The 18,476-nt window shown below is 67.8% G+C and carries 11 protein-coding genes; 5 read left to right on the plus strand and 6 right to left on the minus strand.

Annotation, left to right across the window (positions count from 1 at the left end):
* Nucleotides 1-150: 150 nt before the first annotated feature.
* Together ABT340_RS10405 and ABT340_RS10410 are read right to left on the minus strand one after the other, a co-directional pair.
* Nucleotides 151-2,280, minus strand: a complete 2,130-nt coding sequence (locus tag ABT340_RS10405) for an N-6 DNA methylase (RefSeq protein ID WP_352010407.1) — start codon at nucleotides 2,278-2,280, stop codon at nucleotides 151-153.
* Between the two features lie 116 nt (nucleotides 2,281-2,396).
* A complete protein-coding gene (locus tag ABT340_RS10410; RefSeq protein WP_352010408.1) occupies nucleotides 2,397-5,111 on the minus strand; it encodes a HelD family protein in 2,715 nt (904 codons plus the stop codon).
* 375 nt (nucleotides 5,112-5,486) lie between these two features.
* Between ABT340_RS10410 and drmD the strand changes: the two genes are divergently transcribed.
* Entirely contained in the window at nucleotides 5,487-8,627 is a 3,141-nt protein-coding gene (gene drmD / locus ABT340_RS10415) for a DISARM system SNF2-like helicase DrmD (RefSeq protein ID WP_352010409.1), read from the plus strand.
* Nucleotides 8,624-12,745: an Eco57I restriction-modification methylase domain-containing protein gene (locus ABT340_RS10420; protein ID WP_352010410.1), complete on the plus strand. Its 4,122-nt coding sequence runs from the start codon at nucleotides 8,624-8,626 to the stop codon at nucleotides 12,743-12,745. Before drmD ends, ABT340_RS10420 begins: the two co-directional genes overlap by 4 nt.
* A 110-nt stretch (nucleotides 12,746-12,855) precedes the next feature.
* On the opposite strand, the gene ABT340_RS10425 is transcribed toward ABT340_RS10420, so the two are convergent.
* Together ABT340_RS10425 and ABT340_RS10430 are read right to left on the minus strand one after the other, a co-directional pair.
* Entirely contained in the window at nucleotides 12,856-13,149 is a 294-nt protein-coding gene (locus tag ABT340_RS10425; RefSeq protein WP_352010411.1) for a hypothetical protein, read from the minus strand.
* A gap of 6 nt (nucleotides 13,150-13,155) precedes the next feature.
* Nucleotides 13,156-13,599, minus strand: coding sequence for an ATP-binding protein (locus ABT340_RS10430; RefSeq protein ID WP_352010412.1), 444 nt, complete (start codon nucleotides 13,597-13,599; stop codon nucleotides 13,156-13,158).
* Nucleotides 13,600-14,101: 502 nt separating this feature from the next.
* Here ABT340_RS10430 and ABT340_RS10435 point away from each other — a divergent pair.
* Both ABT340_RS10435 and ABT340_RS10440 read left to right on the plus strand, forming a co-directional pair.
* A complete protein-coding gene (locus ABT340_RS10435; RefSeq protein ID WP_352010413.1) occupies nucleotides 14,102-14,959 on the plus strand; it encodes a helix-turn-helix domain-containing protein in 858 nt (285 codons plus the stop codon).
* 19 nt (nucleotides 14,960-14,978) lie between these two features.
* On the plus strand, nucleotides 14,979-15,293 hold the full coding sequence (locus ABT340_RS10440) for a DUF397 domain-containing protein (protein ID WP_352010414.1): 315 nt from the start codon (nucleotides 14,979-14,981) through the stop codon (nucleotides 15,291-15,293).
* 318 nt (nucleotides 15,294-15,611) lie between these two features.
* Here the strand turns inward: ABT340_RS10440 and ABT340_RS10445 are convergent, their stop codons facing one another.
* Entirely contained in the window at nucleotides 15,612-15,890 is a 279-nt protein-coding gene (locus ABT340_RS10445) for a hypothetical protein (RefSeq protein ID WP_352010415.1), read from the minus strand.
* Between the two features lie 87 nt (nucleotides 15,891-15,977).
* Between ABT340_RS10445 and ABT340_RS10450 the strand changes: the two genes are divergently transcribed.
* Nucleotides 15,978-16,421 (plus strand): hypothetical protein, encoded by a 444-nt coding sequence (locus tag ABT340_RS10450; protein ID WP_352010416.1) that lies wholly within the window; start codon nucleotides 15,978-15,980, stop codon nucleotides 16,419-16,421.
* Between the two features lies 1 nt (nucleotide 16,422).
* Here the strand turns inward: ABT340_RS10450 and ABT340_RS10455 are convergent, their stop codons facing one another.
* Nucleotides 16,423-18,408: a DUF6571 family protein gene (locus ABT340_RS10455; RefSeq protein ID WP_352010417.1), complete on the minus strand. Its 1,986-nt coding sequence runs from the start codon at nucleotides 18,406-18,408 to the stop codon at nucleotides 16,423-16,425.
* Nucleotides 18,409-18,476 lie beyond the last annotated feature (68 nt).

Below are 18,476 nucleotides of genomic sequence, written 5' to 3' on the forward strand. Positions count from 1 at the left end.
GAGGTCTCACCCGGGTGGCCGGCGCCCGGGTCCCAGCCGCTGACGCTCGCCCGTACCCCTACCGGGCGAGGCCTCGCCCGGTAGGGGTACGACGACCGGAGACCTCCGAGACCGGCACCGCGAAACGGCCTGGGCCGGCAGGGACGTCGCTCAGACGGGTGCGTGGGGCAGCCTTCCCGCCGACAGGCCGTCGGTCAGCCCGTTCACCAGCTCCCTGCCCACCGCTCCCGCCTCCCGCAGCGAACGTTCGAAGACGGACAGGCGCCGGAAGACCTCCCCGTAGACGCGCTGCTCCCGCAGGGGCAACCGCAGGACCTGGAGCCTGCGGACATCGACGCGGGAGGAGGTGGAGGCGTGGGTTCCCGCCCGCCTCGCATTGGCCGGGGCGCGCAGGCAGCCGGCCAGGAACCAGGGGTCGAGCAGTGCGGGGTCCACCCGTAGCGCGAACAGCTGCGGGCCCAGCACGGTGGGCGCCTCGACGTCCACCCAGGCGGTGAAGGCCCGGTACGACCCGACGACCACCACCTCGTCCGGCGTCGTCACCGTGAGACCGCCCGACTCCTCTCCTGCGGAGGCCTCACGTTGTGACAGCCAGCCTGCCGCCCTGCCACCCGCCGCCACGTCCGGGACGGTCAGCACGGCCACGGCGTCCGCCGGCGCGTCGCCGGTGCGCATGGTGTCGTCGGCGGGTTGCTGTCCCGCACGCAGGGTCACCGCACCCGCCCTGACCAGGTCACCCACGGTCACCGTGCCCTGGGCCGCCCCGGCCTCCGTGCTCACTTCGAGTTTGGACAGCGTCGTGGTCAGGTCACGCAACTCGTCGAGCAGAGCGTCGAACCGGTCCCATGAACGTCGCAGGCCCGGCCCCGCCGACGTGCTCGCCTTCGGGACATGCCGCGCCGGAGTGAGGTCCACTTCATCGTCCAGCAGGTCGATCACCGGCACGGAGGCGTAGCCGCACGGTCCGCCCTCACCTTCGCCCCCGGCCAGGACGGTTGAGATCACGCTCCTGCGCAGCAGGGACCAGTCGATGCCCGCCCTGCCGCCGCGTTGCGTACCGTCACCCGCTTCCGGCTGCACATTGGCCGCGTCCACCATGAGGACTTCCACCCCGGGATCCACACCGCCCGTCTCGGGGGCTCGCAGCACCCACAGGTGCAGGGCGACACTGTGCGGGGGAGCGCAGCCAGGGGGCAACGCGACGACCGCGCGCAGCACACCCGCGCGCAGCAGCGCGGCCCTGATGCGGCGCCCGGCCTTGCGTGAGGCCACCGCCGGGGGCAGCAGCACCACGGCGGTTCCGCCGGGTGTCAGGCGGGCCAGGGCGTGCTGCACCCAGGCCAGCTCGGACTCGGTGCGGGGCGGCAGGCCGTACGTCCAGCGCGGGTCGGTGGCGAGCTCCTCGTATCCCCAGTCGCGCTCGTTGAACGGCGGGTTGCACAGCACCACGTCGGCGCGCACGTCCGGGTGCGGGTCGACGCGCAGGGTGTTCCCCGGCCGCACGTCGCTCTCCCAGGCGGCCTTCCGGGGGGTGTCCTGCCCTGCGGCCTGCCCCGCGAGCAGCAGCCGCACGTCGGCGAGGGCCGCCTGAATCGGGTCGGAGTCCTGACCCAGCAGTCTCAGCCGACTGCCGGGGTCACGCGTGTCGGCCGGATCCGCCCACCGGCGGGCGGCGGCCAGGAGGATGCCGCCCGTACCGCACGCCGGGTCGAGCACGGTCCTGGCGCCGTCGTCGCACCAGCCTTCGCACGACACCTCGGCGAGCTCGGCCATCAGGTCCGCCAGCGGTTGCGGGGTGGCACTGATCTGCCGTACGTGGGTGTCGAGCCAGCGGCCGAGCAGGAAGTCGAAGACGTCGTAGGCGCCGTGCTTACGCGCCAGCCCCACCGCCCGGTCGACGAGGTCGCGCTGCGTCCGCGACAGCTCCGCCTCCAGCGGCCCCGCGTCCGGCGGTTTCGTCCCGGTCGCGGGCTTCTCCGCGGTGGCGAGTCGCGCGCCGGCCACGGCGATCGCCGCCCCCATCGCGTCGCGGTTCCCGAGTGCCTCGAACTCCGGCCACAGCCGTTCCCGGCTGCCGACCTCCCCGATCTTGTTGTGGTCCCGCAGCCACCCTTCCACCTGTGACAGCGCGAATTGCGGACTGGTGTCCGTACCGCCGACGGGAGCGGGGAAGCTCTCGTGGCGGCGCCGCCAGTTGCTCACGGCCGCGCGGCCGACACCGGCGATCCTGGCTATTTCCGCCAGGGTCACCGAGACGGACAGGTCAGCAGAGTCGGGCATGGCGTCTCCGGGTAGGGACGGGACGGTGGCGTCCCGCTGTCGCGTCGCGGTGGCGGGGTGGTGCCACCGCGCCTCCCTGGGGAGGTCTCCCTGGGCAGCTTATCCGTTGACTCAGTTCACCCGGTGGTCGGCTCGGCGGCGGAGGACCGTCCGAGCGCCGTCGAGACGTCCTCGCCGTCCCAGTCGGTGCCGTTCCTCCAGATCGTCGTGACGGCGGACATCTCGTTCACGGCCTTGGCCGCCCAGGCGGGTTCGGGAGCTTGGGGGAGCACGAGGAACAGACGTTTCGCGCTCTCTCCTGCCGCGTACTCCACCTCCAGGAGGCGCATCACGGCCTCGCGCATGTGCCGGTAGGTGTACTCATCCTCTCCTAGCACCTCGTAGATCATCGTCCCCTCGGGGCCCTCACAGATGACGTCGATGAGATCGGTGCCCCGGGAGACGACCCTGGCCCCGTGAAGTTCGGCGATGAGGCCGTAACGCAGCTGCTCGTGGACGTGACACCGCCGGTCGGCGCGGGCCCGTTCCTCCAGGGAGGAGACGAAGTCCTGGAAGTCATCCCGCTGTTCGTCCTCGGAAGGCGTGCCGAGCCCCATGTTCATGTTCTCCTCGGTGAGGGTTTCGGAAAGCTCGGACATGTTGGCAGGCGTCGTGTCGGCCGGTCCGCCCAGCTCGACGGGGAGCGGGGCCGCGTGTACGACGGTGAGCGACTGGGTGCACCGGGTGATCGCGACGTAGAGCCTGCGCGGTCCCGCCGCTCCCTGACTCGCGATGGCGGCGGGCTCGACCACCACGACGTGGTCGAACTCCAGTCCCTTCGCCAGGGTCGCGGGCAGCACCACCACAGGTGGGATGGCGTCCTCCGGCACCCCTCCCTGAGCCGCCGTCATCTTTCCGGCTATCTCGTCGAGCAGCGCGGTGCCGTCCGGGACGATCAAAGCGACCGACCGTCCCCGTTCGGGGAGCGCGGCCGTCCGTCCCCGCCCCACGGTCGCCGTGGCGAGGTCCAGCGCCCGCTCGACGGCCTCGTCAACCAGCCGGTCGGCGTCGGTCGGCACGATCCGCAGGGACGTCTCGTCGGCGGCACGCACGGATGTCGGAACGACGGTCGAGGAGGACACGGCCTCGGCCAGCGGCGCCGCGAACCGCATGACCTCGTGCGGGACCCGGTAGCCGACGGTGAGTTCGGCCATGTGCCAGCCGTCGTCGCCGCTCAGGATCACGGCCAGCCGCTCCCACACGTCGTACTGCCGGGCCCCGGTCGTCTGGGCGAGATCGCCAAGCACGGTCATGGAGCCGCCGGGGCAGCGACGGGCGAGGGAGCGCGCCTGCATGGGGGTGAGGTCCTGGGCCTCGTCCACGACGATGTGACGGTAGCGCCGAGGGCCGTCTCCGGACAGCAGATGGCGCAGTTCCTCCAGGCAGACCAGGTCGTCGAGCGTCCAGGGCTCCTCGGAGGCTCGGGTCACCCGGGGCCGCACGACGGCCGCCCGCTCCTCTGCGGTCAGCAGGCCCGGAGCGGCTACACCGATCGCCTCCGGGTCGTTCAGCGTCTTACGGAGGATGGTCTCGGCGTTGAGCGCGGGCCATACGGCGTTGATCAGGGAGGCCACCCGGCCGTGCTTCTCGATGCCGGAGCGGAGGGCGCCGTCCGGGCGGCGGCCGGGAAGGGCCTTGGCGTATCTGTGCAGCAGGCGGTCGACGAAGGTGTCGACGAACTTACGGCGGCGGACCAGGTAGGGGCCGCTGGAGTCACGCGCCTCCACGGCGAGCGCCTCGATCTCGGCGGCGGGAAGCGTCAGAGCCGCGCCTTTGTACGGCGTGCTGAAGACGTCCTCCCCGAGGTGGGCTGTCACGGCCTCGGGACGGATGCCGCTCTCGACGACGCGGCGCAGCACCTCGGCCATGCGCTCGTCGGACTTGACCAGGTGCGCCTGCGGAGTGTCCTGGGCGCGGACCTCCCCGTCCCAGAGCTTCGACACCTCCACGGTCGCCACCCCGCGGCTGCCGAGCCTCGGCAGTACCTGGCCGACGTAGCGCAGGAAGCCCCGGTGTGGTCCCACCACGAGGACGTCGTCCGGGGAGAGCCCTCTGTTCGTCGGGTCCAGAAGCCAGACGACACGGTGCAGGCCGACCGCGGTCTTGCCGGTCCCCGGTCCGCCCTGGACGACAAGCACTCCGGGCCGCCCGTCGGAGACCAGCTCCAGCTGGTCGCGCTGGATGGTCTCCACGATGTCGCGCATCAGTCCGTCGCGCGCCCGGTTGAGGTCCGCGAGCAGGAAAGCGTCCGCGTGTCCTCCGGGAGCCTGGCGGGGGCTGGGGATGGCCAGGTTCTCGAAGGCGGTGGCGGCCAGGCCTCCCGGACGAGGCGTCGCCGCCTTCCGTTTCGCCGTGGCCGGCTGGATGTCGTCGAGGTAGTCGGTCACGGTGCGTCCGTCGAGGCGCAGTCTGCGGCGGAGCCGGATCTCGCCGGGGCGGGAGGGGTGTGCCTTCATCCATTTGACCGCCAGATCGTTGGTCCAGCCGATCACGACGAGGTCGCCCTCGGGATCGCGGACCGCACGGCGTCCGATGCGCCACGTTTCCGGTCCCTCCGTGTCGTCGGCGACGTCGACGCGCATGAAGACCAGGGGCTGGTCTCCGAGATCCTCGTACACGCCGAACTCAGGGGGAACGTCCGGCAGGAAGGGGAGGCCCGTGTCGGGATGCTCCGCGCCGCGCGTGCTCCTGACCCGCTCGGCCTCCAGCCGTCTTCGCTCGACACAGTCGTACGCGTGGTCGACGGCGTGCTGTTCCTGGGCGATCACGGTGGCACGCTCGGCGCTGCCCATGTTTCCTCCGGGGTCGGGGCCTGGCGGTGCTGCGGTTGGAGCGGGACTTCTTCAGGCGGGGGCGTGCCTCATGCGACGTCACGGAGAAGGGGCGCTCCGGCCGTAACCCGAGCGGAGGCGGCCCGCGTCACACGAATGGACAGTAGAGCATCTCTTTGAAAATGTGAACTAAGCGCACAGATGATTTTTTGCGTGGACATGAAACAGGAAGTGGCGTACAGTTCCCTCCGCGTCCTCGGGGAACGTTCCCGGGACGATTGACTTTCTGGCCTCCCGACTCCTGCCAGACTGGTTCGACCGCCCTTCGCTGTCCGTGCGATCGCCGGGGAGTGGGGCGTGGGCGGGTGCCGGTGGGAAGCCGTTGACGAGGAGCGAATGGTGACGAGTGCGACGTCCGTGGGACCGGCCATCGGAGACCTGGTCTCGGTCCGCGGGCAGAGCTGGGTGGTCGGTGAGGTTCACACCGGAGGCACCGGCACCCTGGTGAGCCTGCAGAGCGTCGAGGACGGCCGCTACGACGACAGGCTCGACGTCATCTGGGAGATCGAGCCGGGCCGTCGCGTCCTGCCGAGCGGCTCGCTGCCCGACGTCACCCCCGAGGGCTTCGACCCGCCCGAGCGGCTGGCCGCCTTCCTCGACGCGATCCGCTGGTCCGCCGTGACCAGCGCCGACGTCAAGACGCTCCAAGCGCCGTTCCGCTCCGGCGTGGCCATTGAGGACTACCAGCTCGAACCGGTCGCCCGTGCCCTCGACGCGCCCCGCGTGAACCTGCTGCTCGCCGACGACGTCGGACTCGGCAAAACCATCGAGGCCGGGCTTGTCGCCCAGGAGCTGCTGCTGCGTCAGCGCGCCCACCGCATCATGATCGTCTGTCCGGCGGGGCTCACCCTCAAGTGGCGCGACGAGATGGCCGAGAAGTTCGGTCTGGACTTCACGATCGTCGACACCGAGCGCTGCGCGATCGTGCGTCGTACGTACGGCAGCGCCGCCAATCCCTTCCGGATCCACCCGCTGACCATCGTCAGCCTGCCGTGGCTGCGCGGCCAGAAGGCACAGCGCCTCCTCGACGAGGTGCTCGACCCGTCGGGTCTGGAACGCCGCTTCGACCTGCTCATCCTCGACGAGGCCCACCACGTCGCCCCCGCCGCGCCCAAGCAGGTCTACGCGGTCGACTCCCAGCAGACCAAGCTGATCCGCCGTCTCGCCCCGCACTTCACCCACCGGCTCTTCCTGTCGGCCACCCCGCACAACGGCTACCAGGCCAGCTTCACCGCGCTGCTGGAGATCCTCGACGACCAGCGTTTCGCCAGGGGCGTCGAGCCCGACCAGGCCGCCGTCGGGGAGACCGTGGTGCGCCGTCTCAAGCGGCACATCGTCGGCGCCGACGGCACCAAGCGCTTCCTGGACCGCGCCGCCCACGCCATCCCGGTGCGTTACCCGGACGACGAGCGGGAGATCCACGCCCTGCTCAAGGAGTTCGCCGAGATTCGCCGTTCCCGGCTCAACCGGAGCGTGAAGGGACGCAAGGCCGCCGACCTGGTCACGCTGCTGCTGAAGAAGCGGTTGTTCTCCAGCCCCGCCGCCTTCGCCCACACCGTCGGCGTCTACCTGAGCAACGTCACCTCCGCCTCGCAGACCGTGGCGGACGACGATGAGACTCCGGACTGGATGGAGGACTTCTGGGAGGAGACGGCCACCCTCGACGACGAGCCGCTCGCCGAGGCGGAGGACGACGCCGTCGGCATGGCCGCCCCGCTGCAGGGCGCCGCGACGGAGGAAGAGGTCGCGCTGCTCACCCATATGCGCGGCTGGGCCCTTGACTACGCCGCCGCCCCCGACGCCAAGGCCCGCGAGCTGATCACCTACCTTCGGGCCGTCTGCCGCCCCGACAGGGACTGGACCAACGAGCGGGTCGTCGTCTTCACCGAGTACCGCGACACCCAGAAGTGGCTGGCCGAGCTGCTCCGCCAGGAGGACCTCGCCGGGGACCGGCTCGCCATCCTGCACGGCGGAATCGCCGCAGAGGAGCGCGAGCAGCTCAGGGTGGCCTTCCAGACCGACCCCGCCGAGCACCCCGTCCGCGTCCTGCTGGCCACCGACGCCGCCAGCGAGGGTATCGACCTGCAGAACCACTGCCACCGCCTGGTCAACTACGACATTCCGTTCAACCCCAACAAGCTGGAGCAGCGCATCGGCCGCGTCGACCGGTGGGGGCAGAAGAACACCCCGGACATCCGCCACTTCGTCGGCACCGGCTGGGACGGCGCCGTCGACTCCTACGAGGCCGACCTTGAGTTCCTGGCCCGGGTGGCCAGGAAGGTCGCCCAGATGGAGGACGACCTCGGCTCGGTCAACGCCGTGCTGGCCGAGGCCGTGCAGAGGCGGATGCTCAACGACATCCCCGACTACGACGTCGAACGGGCGGGCGGCAGGGGCACGGTTCCCGCCGAGATGAACGTCGGCGAGCAGGTGCGCAGGCTTCGCGCCAACCTCGACGACACCGTGCGCGAGCTGGGCATCACCCCGGCCGGGGTGAGAAGGGTCGTCGACACCGCGCTCGGCCTGGCCCGCCAGCAGCCGCTGCGCGACCACCTCGACGACAAGCACCTCGCCGAGGACCTGTACGACGTGCCGCCGCTCACCGGCTCCTGGGAGCGCGCGACGGCCGGGCTCGCCACCAAACTCAGGAAGAAGGACGAGCCGCCCCGGCAGCGTCCGGTCACCTTCGACGCGAAGGCGACCCTCGCCCCGGACGGCCGGATCCGCGACGACGTGGTCCTCGCCCACCTGGGTCACCCGCTCGTGGCCATGTCCACCCGGCTGCTGCGGGCCGCCGTCTCCAACCCCGAGATCGGCCTGCACCGGGTGACCGCCGTCGTCAGCGACGACCCCGAGCTGGAGACCACGCTCGTTGGGGCGTTCTTCCGCTTCGTCCTGGTCGGCGGCGACGGTGTCCGGCTGCACGAGGAGGTCCTGCACGCCGGAGGCTGGATCCCCGAGAACGGCCGGTTCAAGCGCCTGGAGAACCTCACCACGCTCAGCGGACTGCTGGGCCGGGGGCTCGCCCACGGCACCCCCGCCTCCACCCCGGTACGGCATCGCCTGGCCGGACTCTGGCCGAGGGCCGTCGACGCCGTCGTGCAGTCGATCGACTGGCGCGTCAACGGGAAGGAGCAGAAGCGCGAACAGCTCGCGCGCAAGCTCACCCAGCGCCTGGAGTCCGAGCAGGCCAGGATCAGGGCCAACCTGGAGCGGTTCGAGGCCACGCTCCGCGCCAAGCTCGCCGAGGGAGACGACGAGGACGCCCTGTTCAGCCGCGTCGAGGCGGCCAGAAGCAAGGAAGAACTCGACCAGTACCGCAAGGACCGCAGATCATGGGAGGAACGCTTGTCCCGCCTCGCAGAGGAACGCGACCGCGAGCTTGACACGATCGCGGCCCGCTACCACGACCCGAAGCCGCACCGCTTCCCGGTCGCCGTGGTCTTCGTCGTGCCGAAGCGGGAGGCCGTCCGATGAACCGCCGTTTCCCCCAGAGCCGCGACGCCGGCCACCAGGAGTGGCTGAGCCTCGTCGAGGTGTCGGGCCCGTTCCTCAGCCTGCCCGTGCTCCGCTCCGCCTGGCCCTCACTTGACTCGCTCGACAAACGGCGGCGCGAACGACTCCGGGTCGAGCACGCCACCTGGCAGGCGGGCGGCGACCGCCGCGCCTGGATCGGCTACGTCCTGCGCGAGCTGCTGCGCTGGGACGACGCCGTGCACATCGGCGGCCTCGACGCGCTCACGGTCCAGGTGCCCGAGCACGACACCTCCATCACCCCGTCGTTCGCGCTGGCCGTACCCGGGCAGGAGCCCAAGCCCGACATCGCGTCGGACTCGGGCGCGACGGGGAAGGCGTCGGACTCGGGCGCGACGGGGAAGGCGTCGGACTCGGGCGCAATGGGGAACGTCCGGCTGCTGGGGATGGTCAGCAAGGGGCACCCCACGGCGAGGATGCGCACCTCCGGCTGGGCCGCCACCCCCGCCGACCGGATGGCCCAGCTCTGCCGCCACCACGGCGTCGAGCTCGGCCTGGTCACCGACGGCCGCTGGTGGACCCTCGTCTGGGCGCCCAAGGGCGGCGTCACCACCACCGCCGTCTTCGACGCGATCCCCTGGCCGGAGGCCGCCGAGCGCGACGTCCTGCGCGCGTTCGTCTCGCTGCTCGACGTCGACCGGTTCTTCGCCGTCCCCGAGGGCGAGCGGCTGCCCGCGTTGCTGGCCGCCAGCCTCGACAGCCAGGAGGAGATCACCGAGGCCCTCGGCGTCCAGGTGCGTCAGGCCGTCGAGCTGCTCGTCACCGCGATCGGCCGGGCCGGCGTGCGCGACGACGTCACGGCGCACGAGGTCTACCGCGGCGCGGTGGCCGTGATGATGCGCGTCGTCTTCCTGCTGTTCGCCGAGGAACGCAGGCTGCTGCCCGCCGACAACGAGGTCTACGCCGCCTCCTACTCCGCCGGACGGCTCTGCGCCGAGCTGGAACAGCGCGCGATCGAGGGTACCGAGGAGGAGCTGACCCACGGCTACGGCGCCTGGCACCGCCTGCTGGCCGTCTTCGAGGCCGTCTACCGGGGCGTCGACCACCCCCGCCTGACCATGCACCCGCACGACGGTTCGCTGTTCGACCCCGACACCTGCGCGTGGATGCCGTTGACCATCGACGACCGGACCGTCCTGCACATGCTCAGGGCCGTGCAGTACGTCGAGGTCGGCACCGGGAAGAACCGTGAGCGGCGGAAACTCAGCTTCCGCTCCCTGGACGTCGAGCAGATCGGCTACGTCTACGAGGGCCTGTTGTCGTTCGACGGCCGCCGCGCCGCCGACACCGTCGTGGGTCTCGTCGGCAAGCCGGGCCGGGAGGAGGAGGTCGACCTCGTCGACCTCGAACACCTCGCCGCCGGTTTCGGCGGTACGGCCGACGCCGGGTTCGCCGCCAAGCTCGCCGAGAAGTACAAGGACTCAGGCATCGGCACGGCGGGTGCCCTGGCCCGGCGGCTGGCCCCGCTGGACGAGGCGGCCGAGCTGGAGGCGACCCGCAGGCTGCTGGCGGCCACCGACGGTGACGCCGAGCTGACCCGCAAGTTGCTGCCGTTCTTCGGGATCCTCCGGGAGGACCTGCGCGGCCTGCCGGTGGTCATCCTGTCCGGCACGCTGTATGTCACCGAGTCGGCGCTGCGCAAGAACACCGGCACCCACTACACGCCGAGGAAACTCGCCGAGGAGGTCGTCGCCGGAGCGCTGGAGCCGTTGATCTACACGGTCGGCCCGCTCCAGACCGCCGACCGGGCCGAGTGGAAGCCGAAGGCGTCGCGAGAGATCCTGGCGCTCAAGGTCGCCGACATCGCGATGGGCTCAGCCGCCTTCCTGGTCGCCGCCGCGCGTTACCTGGGCGACGCCCTGGTCGAGGCCTGGTCGCGCGAAGGCGACGAGCGCGCGGTCGCCTACCTTGAGGCCGCCCAGGAGCGTACGGCCGACGCCGACGCGGACCCGCTGGTCATCGAGGCGCGGCGGCAGATCATCGAACACTGCCTGTACGGCGCCGACATCAACCCCATGGCCGTCGAGATGGCCAAGCTGTCCCTCTGGCTGGTCTCCATGGACCCGGCCAGGCCGTTCACCTTCGTGGACGACCGGCTGGTGGCGGGGGACTCGCTGCTGGGGATCACCTCGCTTGAGCAGCTTGAGTACATGCACATGGACCCGGCGAAGGGCCGCCAGATCCACGAGGGCATCTTCGACTGGACGGCCGGGGTCCGCTCCAAGGTCGCCGAACTGGCCGAGAGCCGCCGGAGAATCGCCGAGATCGAGCTGGGGGACGACCCTCTGGCGGCGCTGGCGAAGAAGCGGGCGCTGCTGGCGGACGCGGAGGTGGCGTCGGGGCAGTTGAGGCTGTTCGCTGATTTGGCGGTGGGGGCGGCACTGGCGTTTGCGGGGAAGGGGGAACGGGGGCTTCGGGCGGGCTCGGAACGGGCGGCGAAGCTGGCGAATGATGTGTATGAGGGCAGGGGGGAGGTGGAGGCTCGGGATACTCGGAGAGATTGGTTTGCCACTGACAAGGTGGAGGGTAGCTTCGACCGGCAGCCGATTCACTGGCCTCTTATCTTTCCTGAAGTTCTCCAGAGGCACGGGTTTGACGCCGTCATCGGCAACCCGCCATTTCTGGGAGGGCAGAAACTCACCGGGGCCATGGGAATCTCCTACCGTGAGTACATGGTAGGAGCCATTGGGCGGGGAGCCAGGGGCAGTGCCGACCTCGTTGCTTATTTTGTTCTTCGCGCTCATGATCTACTGAATCGTGGCGGGCAGACCGGGCTAATCGCAACTAATACCCTAGCGCAAGGGGACACACGTGATGTGGGGCTCGATCAGCTTACGAAAGCCGGTATAATGATTCGGCGGGCTGTTAAGAGCAGGCCGTGGCCGTCTAGGAGTGCGGTACTGGAATACTGTGCCGTCTGGACTAGCGTTATTTCACTTAGCGAAGAATCCGAGCGAGTCGCAGATGATGTGGTCGTTTCGGGAATAACTTCATCTCTCGACCCTGAAACTCGAGTGGTCGGGGACCCATGTAGGCTGAGCGCCAGCCAGGGGGCGGCATTTAAGGGAATTGAAGTTACCGTCATTGACGGATTTACGATGTCCGCCGAACGGGCGCGTGAGCTAATTAATTTAGATAGCGCTAATGAAGAAATTCTGTTCCCTTTCGTCAATGGGGAGGATGTTAACTCTCGAGTCGACTCTTCGGGGCGTAGGTGGATAATTAATTTTTATGACTGGCCTGAGGAGCGGGCGAGTCGTTATATTGATTGCTATGCTCAGTTGCGGGAGCGGGTAAAGCCCGTTCTTGCGGCCAATAACAATCCGCAGCTGCGTAAGTTCTGGTGGAGATATAAGCGGCCCGCGCCAGCTATGCAGGCAGCCATCGCGAAGCTGAATCGTGTAATTGTGATCACATTAGTCAGTAAGACTGCGATGCCAGTTATGTTGCCAACTGGGCAAATTTTCTCACACATGCTTGGTGTCTTTGCCTCGGATGATACGGCAATGCTTGCGTTGCTTTCCAGTGCACCGCATTACTGGTGGGCGCGTTCGCGGGCATCGTCTATGAAAGCGGATCTTCGCTATACGCCGTCGGATGTTTTTGAGACCCTGCCCCTTCCTGAGCTCACCCAGGAGATGCGCGGTCTCGGCGACCAGCTCGACGTCTTCCGGCGGGACCTCATGCTCTCCCGTCAAGCTGGCCTAACCGCGACCTACAACCTTGTTAACGACCTCAAGTGCAAGGATGAGGACATCGTCGAGCTGCGGCGGATTCACAAGGCCATTGATGAGGCGGTCTGCCGGGCGTATGGCTGGGACGATCTGGTCGACAAGCTCGACCACGGTCACCACCCCGTGGGCCGGGAGACTCGTTACACGGTCGGGCCCGGTGTGCAGCGGGAGTTGGTGGACCGGCTGCTGGAGCTCAACCACGCTCGGTACGCCGAGGAGGTCGCCAAGGGGCTTCACGACAAGGGGGCGAAGAAGGGGGCTCGTGCCGCCTCGAAGAGGAGCACTCAGGCCAAGGACGGGGACGACTCCACGAACCCGCTCTTCTGAGGGCCGCGCCGTACCGGAATGAGCCATGGTGAGCCGGGATTGGGGAAGGCCAGCCCACCATGGGGTTCGTGGGGGCGGTCGGAAGGACCCGCCGGTGGAGTGGAAGGCGGTTACCGGACCAGGCCGAACAGGAGGGCGGTCCATATGGCGTCGGCCTCGGCGGTCGGCCAGCGGTCGCTCTCCGCGATGGACGGGCCGCCCGCCGTACGTCTCGTGCGGCGGATGAAGCGCAGGCCGCCCGCCTGGCACAGTTCGTAGAAGACCGTTTCGCAATCACAGGTCCACTGGACGGCCCTGGCCTTCTCTCGTGTTCTTGGAGCGTTCCAGATCAGTGGCTCGTAGTGGGAGCGCGGGGAGGCGACGTGGGGGCTCAGGCAACGGGGTGTGTACTCCCACTGGATCATCGTGTCTCACCCGCCCGTCGGCCGAAACCCGCAGGAAGCCGCCGACCCGGCCGGAACCAGTCGGAACCAGACCACCCGACCGGCCGGGATCTCGTGCCAGCCCCAGGCGGAGGCGATCTCCTGGACCAGCCACAGACCACGTCCGCCGCCGCTGTCAGTGTCCACCTTCGAGCAGAGACGGGGGTGGCGATCGGCTGATCCGCCGTCGGTGACGTCGATGTGGATCGTTCCATCGTGGGCGGCGACGGACACCGTCACCCGCCCGCCGGGGCGGCCCGAGCGCGAGTGCCGTACGGCGTTGGAGACGATTTCGGTGACCAGAAGGAGTGCGTCGTCGTTGTCCGTGTGGCCGACGGAGTCCAGCAGCTCGCGGACGTGGCGCCGCGCGGCGGGGACGGAGGAGATCTCCCCCGGGAGAGCGACCTGTCCGAGCATCCCCAGCGTCTTCATGGTGTGACACCTTTCCCGATCTTCCCGAGGGCAGTCCGAATGTGATCGACAACCTGGGGCGCCTGGTTGTCACGCCGACGCCAGGCGAACATCGAGACGCGGCCTCGGCGAGGTGCCATGCCCTCGGGTCCCGACGGCACGAAGATCTCCAGACTCGCCCGCCGCCCAGGCGGAAGCCTGACCGTGGCGTCAAGCCCCAGTTCGCCCAACTCCCACGCCAGCTCCACAAGCTGGACCTTCCATCTCCAACTCTGATGATCGGGCTCTTGCATCTGACCACCTCTCTGCGCCTCACGGAGGCGTTGCTCTGATCGCTGCTGGCTGCCCTTCGCGTGCCCGTGCCGCCATCTCACGGAAGACAGATGGTTACCTTCAGTAGCGGCATATGCTCGGGGAGTGCATAGCCAATCTGCACCTGCAGAACTGCAGGTGCAAGTACTTTGGTGCACAGAGTCAAAAAATCACTACGATGCGTGATGTTCGTATGGCTCAGGGAGGGCTCGTGGCTGACTTCTCGCCGACCGTTCGCCATCGTCGCTTGCTGCAAGAGCTGCGAAAGCTTCGTGGCGCGGCAGGCCTCAAACAGGAGGAGGTGGCCGACCACCTCGACTGGTCGACGTCCAGGATGACCAAGGTGGAGAGTGGCACTCTTCGAATATCCGTCAACGATGTCCGTGCCATGCTCCAGCTCTACGGGCTTCGTGAGGGAGCCGAGTACGAAGCGCTCATCCAGCTGGCAAAGCAGGCGAAAGAGCGAGGTTGGTGGCATGCCTACAGCGATGTCATCCCGCAGTGGTTCCAGGTTTACGTAGGTTTGGAGGCGGAGGCGTCATCCCTCCGCAACTACGAACCTGAGCTCGTCCACGGTCTTCTGCAGACCGAGGACTACGCTCGTGCCGTTTACCAAGCTGCTCGGACGACCGATGCGCCTGACGAGATAGAACGGTATGTCAGTCTGCGTATGGCTCGCCAAGACGTGCTCAATCGCTCGGAACGTCCCATGCACCTTTGGGCGATCATGAACGAAGCATCTCTGCGTCGTCGTGTCGGTGGCGCCCGCGTCATGAAAGAACAGCTTCGATATCTGGCAGAGGTTTCGGCCCAGCCCAATGTGACTATTCAGGTCTTGCCCTACGCGATCGGTGCACACACAGCCATGCTTGGGTCTTTCGCCATCCTGGCCTTCTCCGAAGGGGTGGGCGAAGTCACCTACCTGGAGTACATGACTGGCAGTCTTTATCTGGAGAAGCCTGAAGAGCTTAGGGCGTATACGTTGGCATATGACCATCTGCGTGCTTCGGCGCTTGATCCAAGAGGATCCATTGACATGATCGCGAAGCTCGTCAAAGAGGACTTCTAGGTGTCAAGAGGGGATTCGAGTGTCTCGCGAAGAGCTATCTGAACCTGTCTGGCGCAAGAGCACCCTTAGCGGAGGAAACGGCGGCAGTTGTGTTGAGGTCGCTGTCTGGCGCAAGGGTTCCCGGAGCGGCGCTGGACAGAACTGCGTTGAGGTTGGGGCTGTCCACAACGCCCAAGCCGAACTTGAGGCAGCCGCTGACCGGCTCTTCCTGGTCCGTGACTCCAAGGACTCCGACAGTCCGGTGCTGGCCTTCACCCCTCCTGAGTGGGCCGGGTTCCTCGATGTCATCAAGGGCGGCGGCCTCGACGATCTGGTTGTGCCTCCTGAGGTCTGATCCGGTGCGGTGACAGAGAGGGCTCATCGGGCTGGAGGCCGTTCCTCAGCGCCGGCCCCCTTTCGCCTCGCCGCCCGCCGTACCGGCGCCTGGATGACCCCGCATGTGGTGAGGGCGGGCGCCAGGCGCCCATGAAGACGGTGCCGGATGCCTGTGGAGAGGGTGAGGACAAGCGTCGGGCGAGGGCGAACACCCGGTGGATCCGGACATGGCGCCGACAGGCGGTCGTCGCGTCGGTACGGCGAAAGCCATGATCCTTCATCTCCCCACCTGTCACGCCGGTCGGACAGGCGGTGCCCGGCCTGCCGGTCCTGAGCGTCAGTGTTGGGCGGCGGAAGGTGGGACCTTCTCCGGGACGGCGCGGAGCTCGTCCTCAAGTGTGTCGAGGAGTGCCCTGGCGGCCTGGCGGAGCCGTGCGCGGCGGGCGGTGAGATCCTCGGCGAACGTCCGGGCCTTCGGCCCCGTCCACACCGGCTGACCGGTGAACTGCCCATGGGCGGGGTCGAGTGCGGCCTCCAGAATGGCGATCCGTGCCCTGACCTCAACCAATGTCTGTTCCAACACCTGACGCCGCGGGTTGGGCACCAGATCTGTCATGTATCCCTCTTCGGATGCCGATACACCGGACGGATCTATTGGACATTATTGGATCTACAACACATCGGCCAGCCCCGGAGGAATTTCATGGGACGTTCTGTACGGCTCGGCGTCGCGGCTTGCGCGGTGACGTTGCTGACGGTGGCCGGCTGCGGCGACAGCGGCCCCACGGCGGCTGAAGCAGGCGAGACCCTCAAAGCGCACATCACCGAGCTGATGAAGGAACGTCACGCTTTGGATGTCCAGATCACCGATCCGGGTGGACGTGACATCCCTTGCGGTGAGGGCAAGGCGAAGCGGACCTTCGCAGCCATCGGTAAGGATTCGGCGGAGCAACGTGAGCCGGACAGCCTCAATGATCTCCTGCTTGGGGCGCTCTCCCGGGTGGCAAACTATCGGATCGCCGAGGATCCCGGAAGAGGTCCTATCCGGCTCGCCAGCGATAAATACAAGACAGTGATCATCTTGGAGTCGCCGAGAAACGGACAGTACGGTGTCCGGGGCGAAACCGAGTGTCTCCCCAATTCCTGAGTTAACTGTCGAAAGCTAAGCCTCGTTCTCTCCCTCGTTTGTTGCGGCTCTCGAATCGGTCTGCCATGGCGCCGGACAGGTCTCCTAGAGAGAGCTCGTCCTTGCTCCCCATCCCATTGGCGGCTATCCACCTCTCGAAGGCCTCAAGCCCCTTGTTCCCCTGTTTGATCAGTTCGGAGAACGGTTTGAGGTCGCCGTTCGCGTCGGCGACGGCCACGCCCGGCGGGCAGGAGGCCTGAAACTCGGTGGGTGTCACCTTCGGCTTGAAACCGTTGGCCATGAGGATCTGGGCGTAGGCGTGCTGGCGGCCGAGGGTCTCGATAGCGTCTTTCTTGTCGGCCCGGTCCACCCGGGTCTCCTCTTCGCCGAAGATGTCGTTGGCGGTGTCGTAGGTGGAGAGGGAGAAGCCCACCAGGGTCCAGAAGTACGAAGCCGCGACGGTCGGAGAGAGGTAGAGGCCCGCCGCTCCAACAGCCGTGTCACGCAGATACTTGAGCGCGTCGGCCTGCTGCTTGTCGAGCTTGTCCAGGTTGCCCTGCACCTTCTCGACGGCCGCCAACTCGAAACCGCGGACGTTACCCAGGGCGGTGAACACCCGGTCCATGTGCTCGACGTCCCCGGTCCGCCGCGTCTTCGCCGAGGCGTCGGCGATCACCTTCTCGGAGAACCGTCCCATCCCCTCGTCGAACGGAGCGAGGTTCTCGGTCGAGTCGGCGAAGGTTTTCAGGAAACGGTAGGTGTCCTTCGGGCTCAGGGTGAACGTCGACGTCGTGCCGAACGTCGAGGTCGAGGGCTTCAGCGTGCTGTCCTCGGTCATGTTCGCGTCACCGATGTTCGCGCCCTCGGTGATCTCCGTGGCGTACGCGCCGGCGATCTCGGCCAGGTGCTTACGGACCCCCTCGCCGAGTTTGAGGTCGTCGAAGGTCGTCATCACGGTGAAGGCGAGCGCCGCTGACTCCTCGCTGTGCTTACCGTCCTCCTCGTCATAGACCCCGGCGGCCGCGGCGAGCATCCGGCCGAAGGCGTCGGAGTCGGCCGCCGAAGAGACGTACTTGCCTCCGGCGTGGTCGTTGAGGTTCTTCAGGAGCGTCTTCAGCTTCGACTGGTCCTTGGCGTACGGCCCGACCAGCGCTGTGATCGTCTGACGTGCGGCGGCAGGGTTGTTTCCCAGAGCGTAGAGAAGCCCGGGGTTCGCCTTGCCGGTCGCCGACAGGCCGTGGGCCAGTACCGTGCCGGACAGCCATTCGGCGGGAAACTTGCCCGAGCTCAGCAGGAGGCTCGCCCCGAATCGGTCCTCGCCTGACTGGCCTGGATTCCGTACCGTGTCCTTGATCTTCGCGAACCCGGGGACCTGTGAGCCTCCTGAGACGGCGGTGCCGAAGGCTTGGCTCACCGTACGGAGGACCTCGTCGTCGGAACGGGGTGGGCCGAGGGTCGCCTGGAAGTGGGGAGTGTCGATGTTCTTGCGCAGCAGGACAGGGAGTCCCAGAGTCCCCTTCACGCCGAGGGCGGCGAAGAAGGCGGCGGTGTAATCGGAGTCGTTCTTGTGGGCCTCCAGCTGTTTGATGATCTTCTCGTACTCCTCGGACGAGGTGCGCCCGAACCAGGGGACGTCGACCGGTTCGGCGGCCAGTAGCTGTTTGGCCAGGTCCGTTCCCTGTTTGCGGGCCTCCGCGGGGGAGAGGAGCTTCCCCTCGTCATAGGAGGCGAGCCGGGAACCCGGCAGCCATGACAGCTTGTCGGCGGCCTGGATCGTCTCCAGGCGCTTACGTAGCCCTGGCAGCTCGCCGTCGACCCAGCCCTCGATCTCCTTGATCGGCCGCAGTCCCACCGCCGACACCTCGGCCCTCGCCAGCAACTGCCGGATCCGCTCGGACTGCTCGCCGATCACGTCGCGGCCACGTTCCAACGCGCCGATGAAGCCCTGCATCAGCTCGGGATCGATCCCGCTGAAGTCCGGTGACAGAGGCCCCGCTCCCGACGTCATCGGCTCCACCGCATCCTTTCGTCCTATATGTAGTTATTTCACTCTAGCCACGCAATAGAGGTGCCGAG

It is taken from the genome of Streptosporangium sp. NPDC000239, assembly GCF_040300765.1.
Classification (GTDB): Bacteria; Actinomycetota; Actinomycetes; order Streptosporangiales; family Streptosporangiaceae; genus Streptosporangium.

Coding starts and splice junctions, on each gene's coding strand:
- ABT340_RS10405 (WP_352010407.1), bottom strand. CDS start 2,280: ATGCCCGACTCTGCTGACCTGTCCGTCTCGGTGACCCTGGCGGAAATA.
- ABT340_RS10410 (WP_352010408.1), bottom strand. CDS start 5,111: ATGGGCAGCGCCGAGCGTGCCACCGTGATCGCCCAGGAACAGCACGCC.
- drmD (WP_352010409.1), top strand. CDS start 5,487: ATGGTGACGAGTGCGACGTCCGTGGGACCGGCCATCGGAGACCTGGTC.
- ABT340_RS10420 (WP_352010410.1), top strand. CDS start 8,624: ATGAACCGCCGTTTCCCCCAGAGCCGCGACGCCGGCCACCAGGAGTGG.
- ABT340_RS10425 (WP_352010411.1), bottom strand. CDS start 13,149: ATGATCCAGTGGGAGTACACACCCCGTTGCCTGAGCCCCCACGTCGCC.
- ABT340_RS10430 (WP_352010412.1), bottom strand. CDS start 13,599: ATGAAGACGCTGGGGATGCTCGGACAGGTCGCTCTCCCGGGGGAGATC.
- ABT340_RS10445 (WP_352010415.1), bottom strand. CDS start 15,890: ATGACAGATCTGGTGCCCAACCCGCGGCGTCAGGTGTTGGAACAGACA.
- ABT340_RS10450 (WP_352010416.1), top strand. CDS start 15,978: ATGGGACGTTCTGTACGGCTCGGCGTCGCGGCTTGCGCGGTGACGTTG.
- ABT340_RS10455 (WP_352010417.1), bottom strand. CDS start 18,408: ATGACGTCGGGAGCGGGGCCTCTGTCACCGGACTTCAGCGGGATCGAT.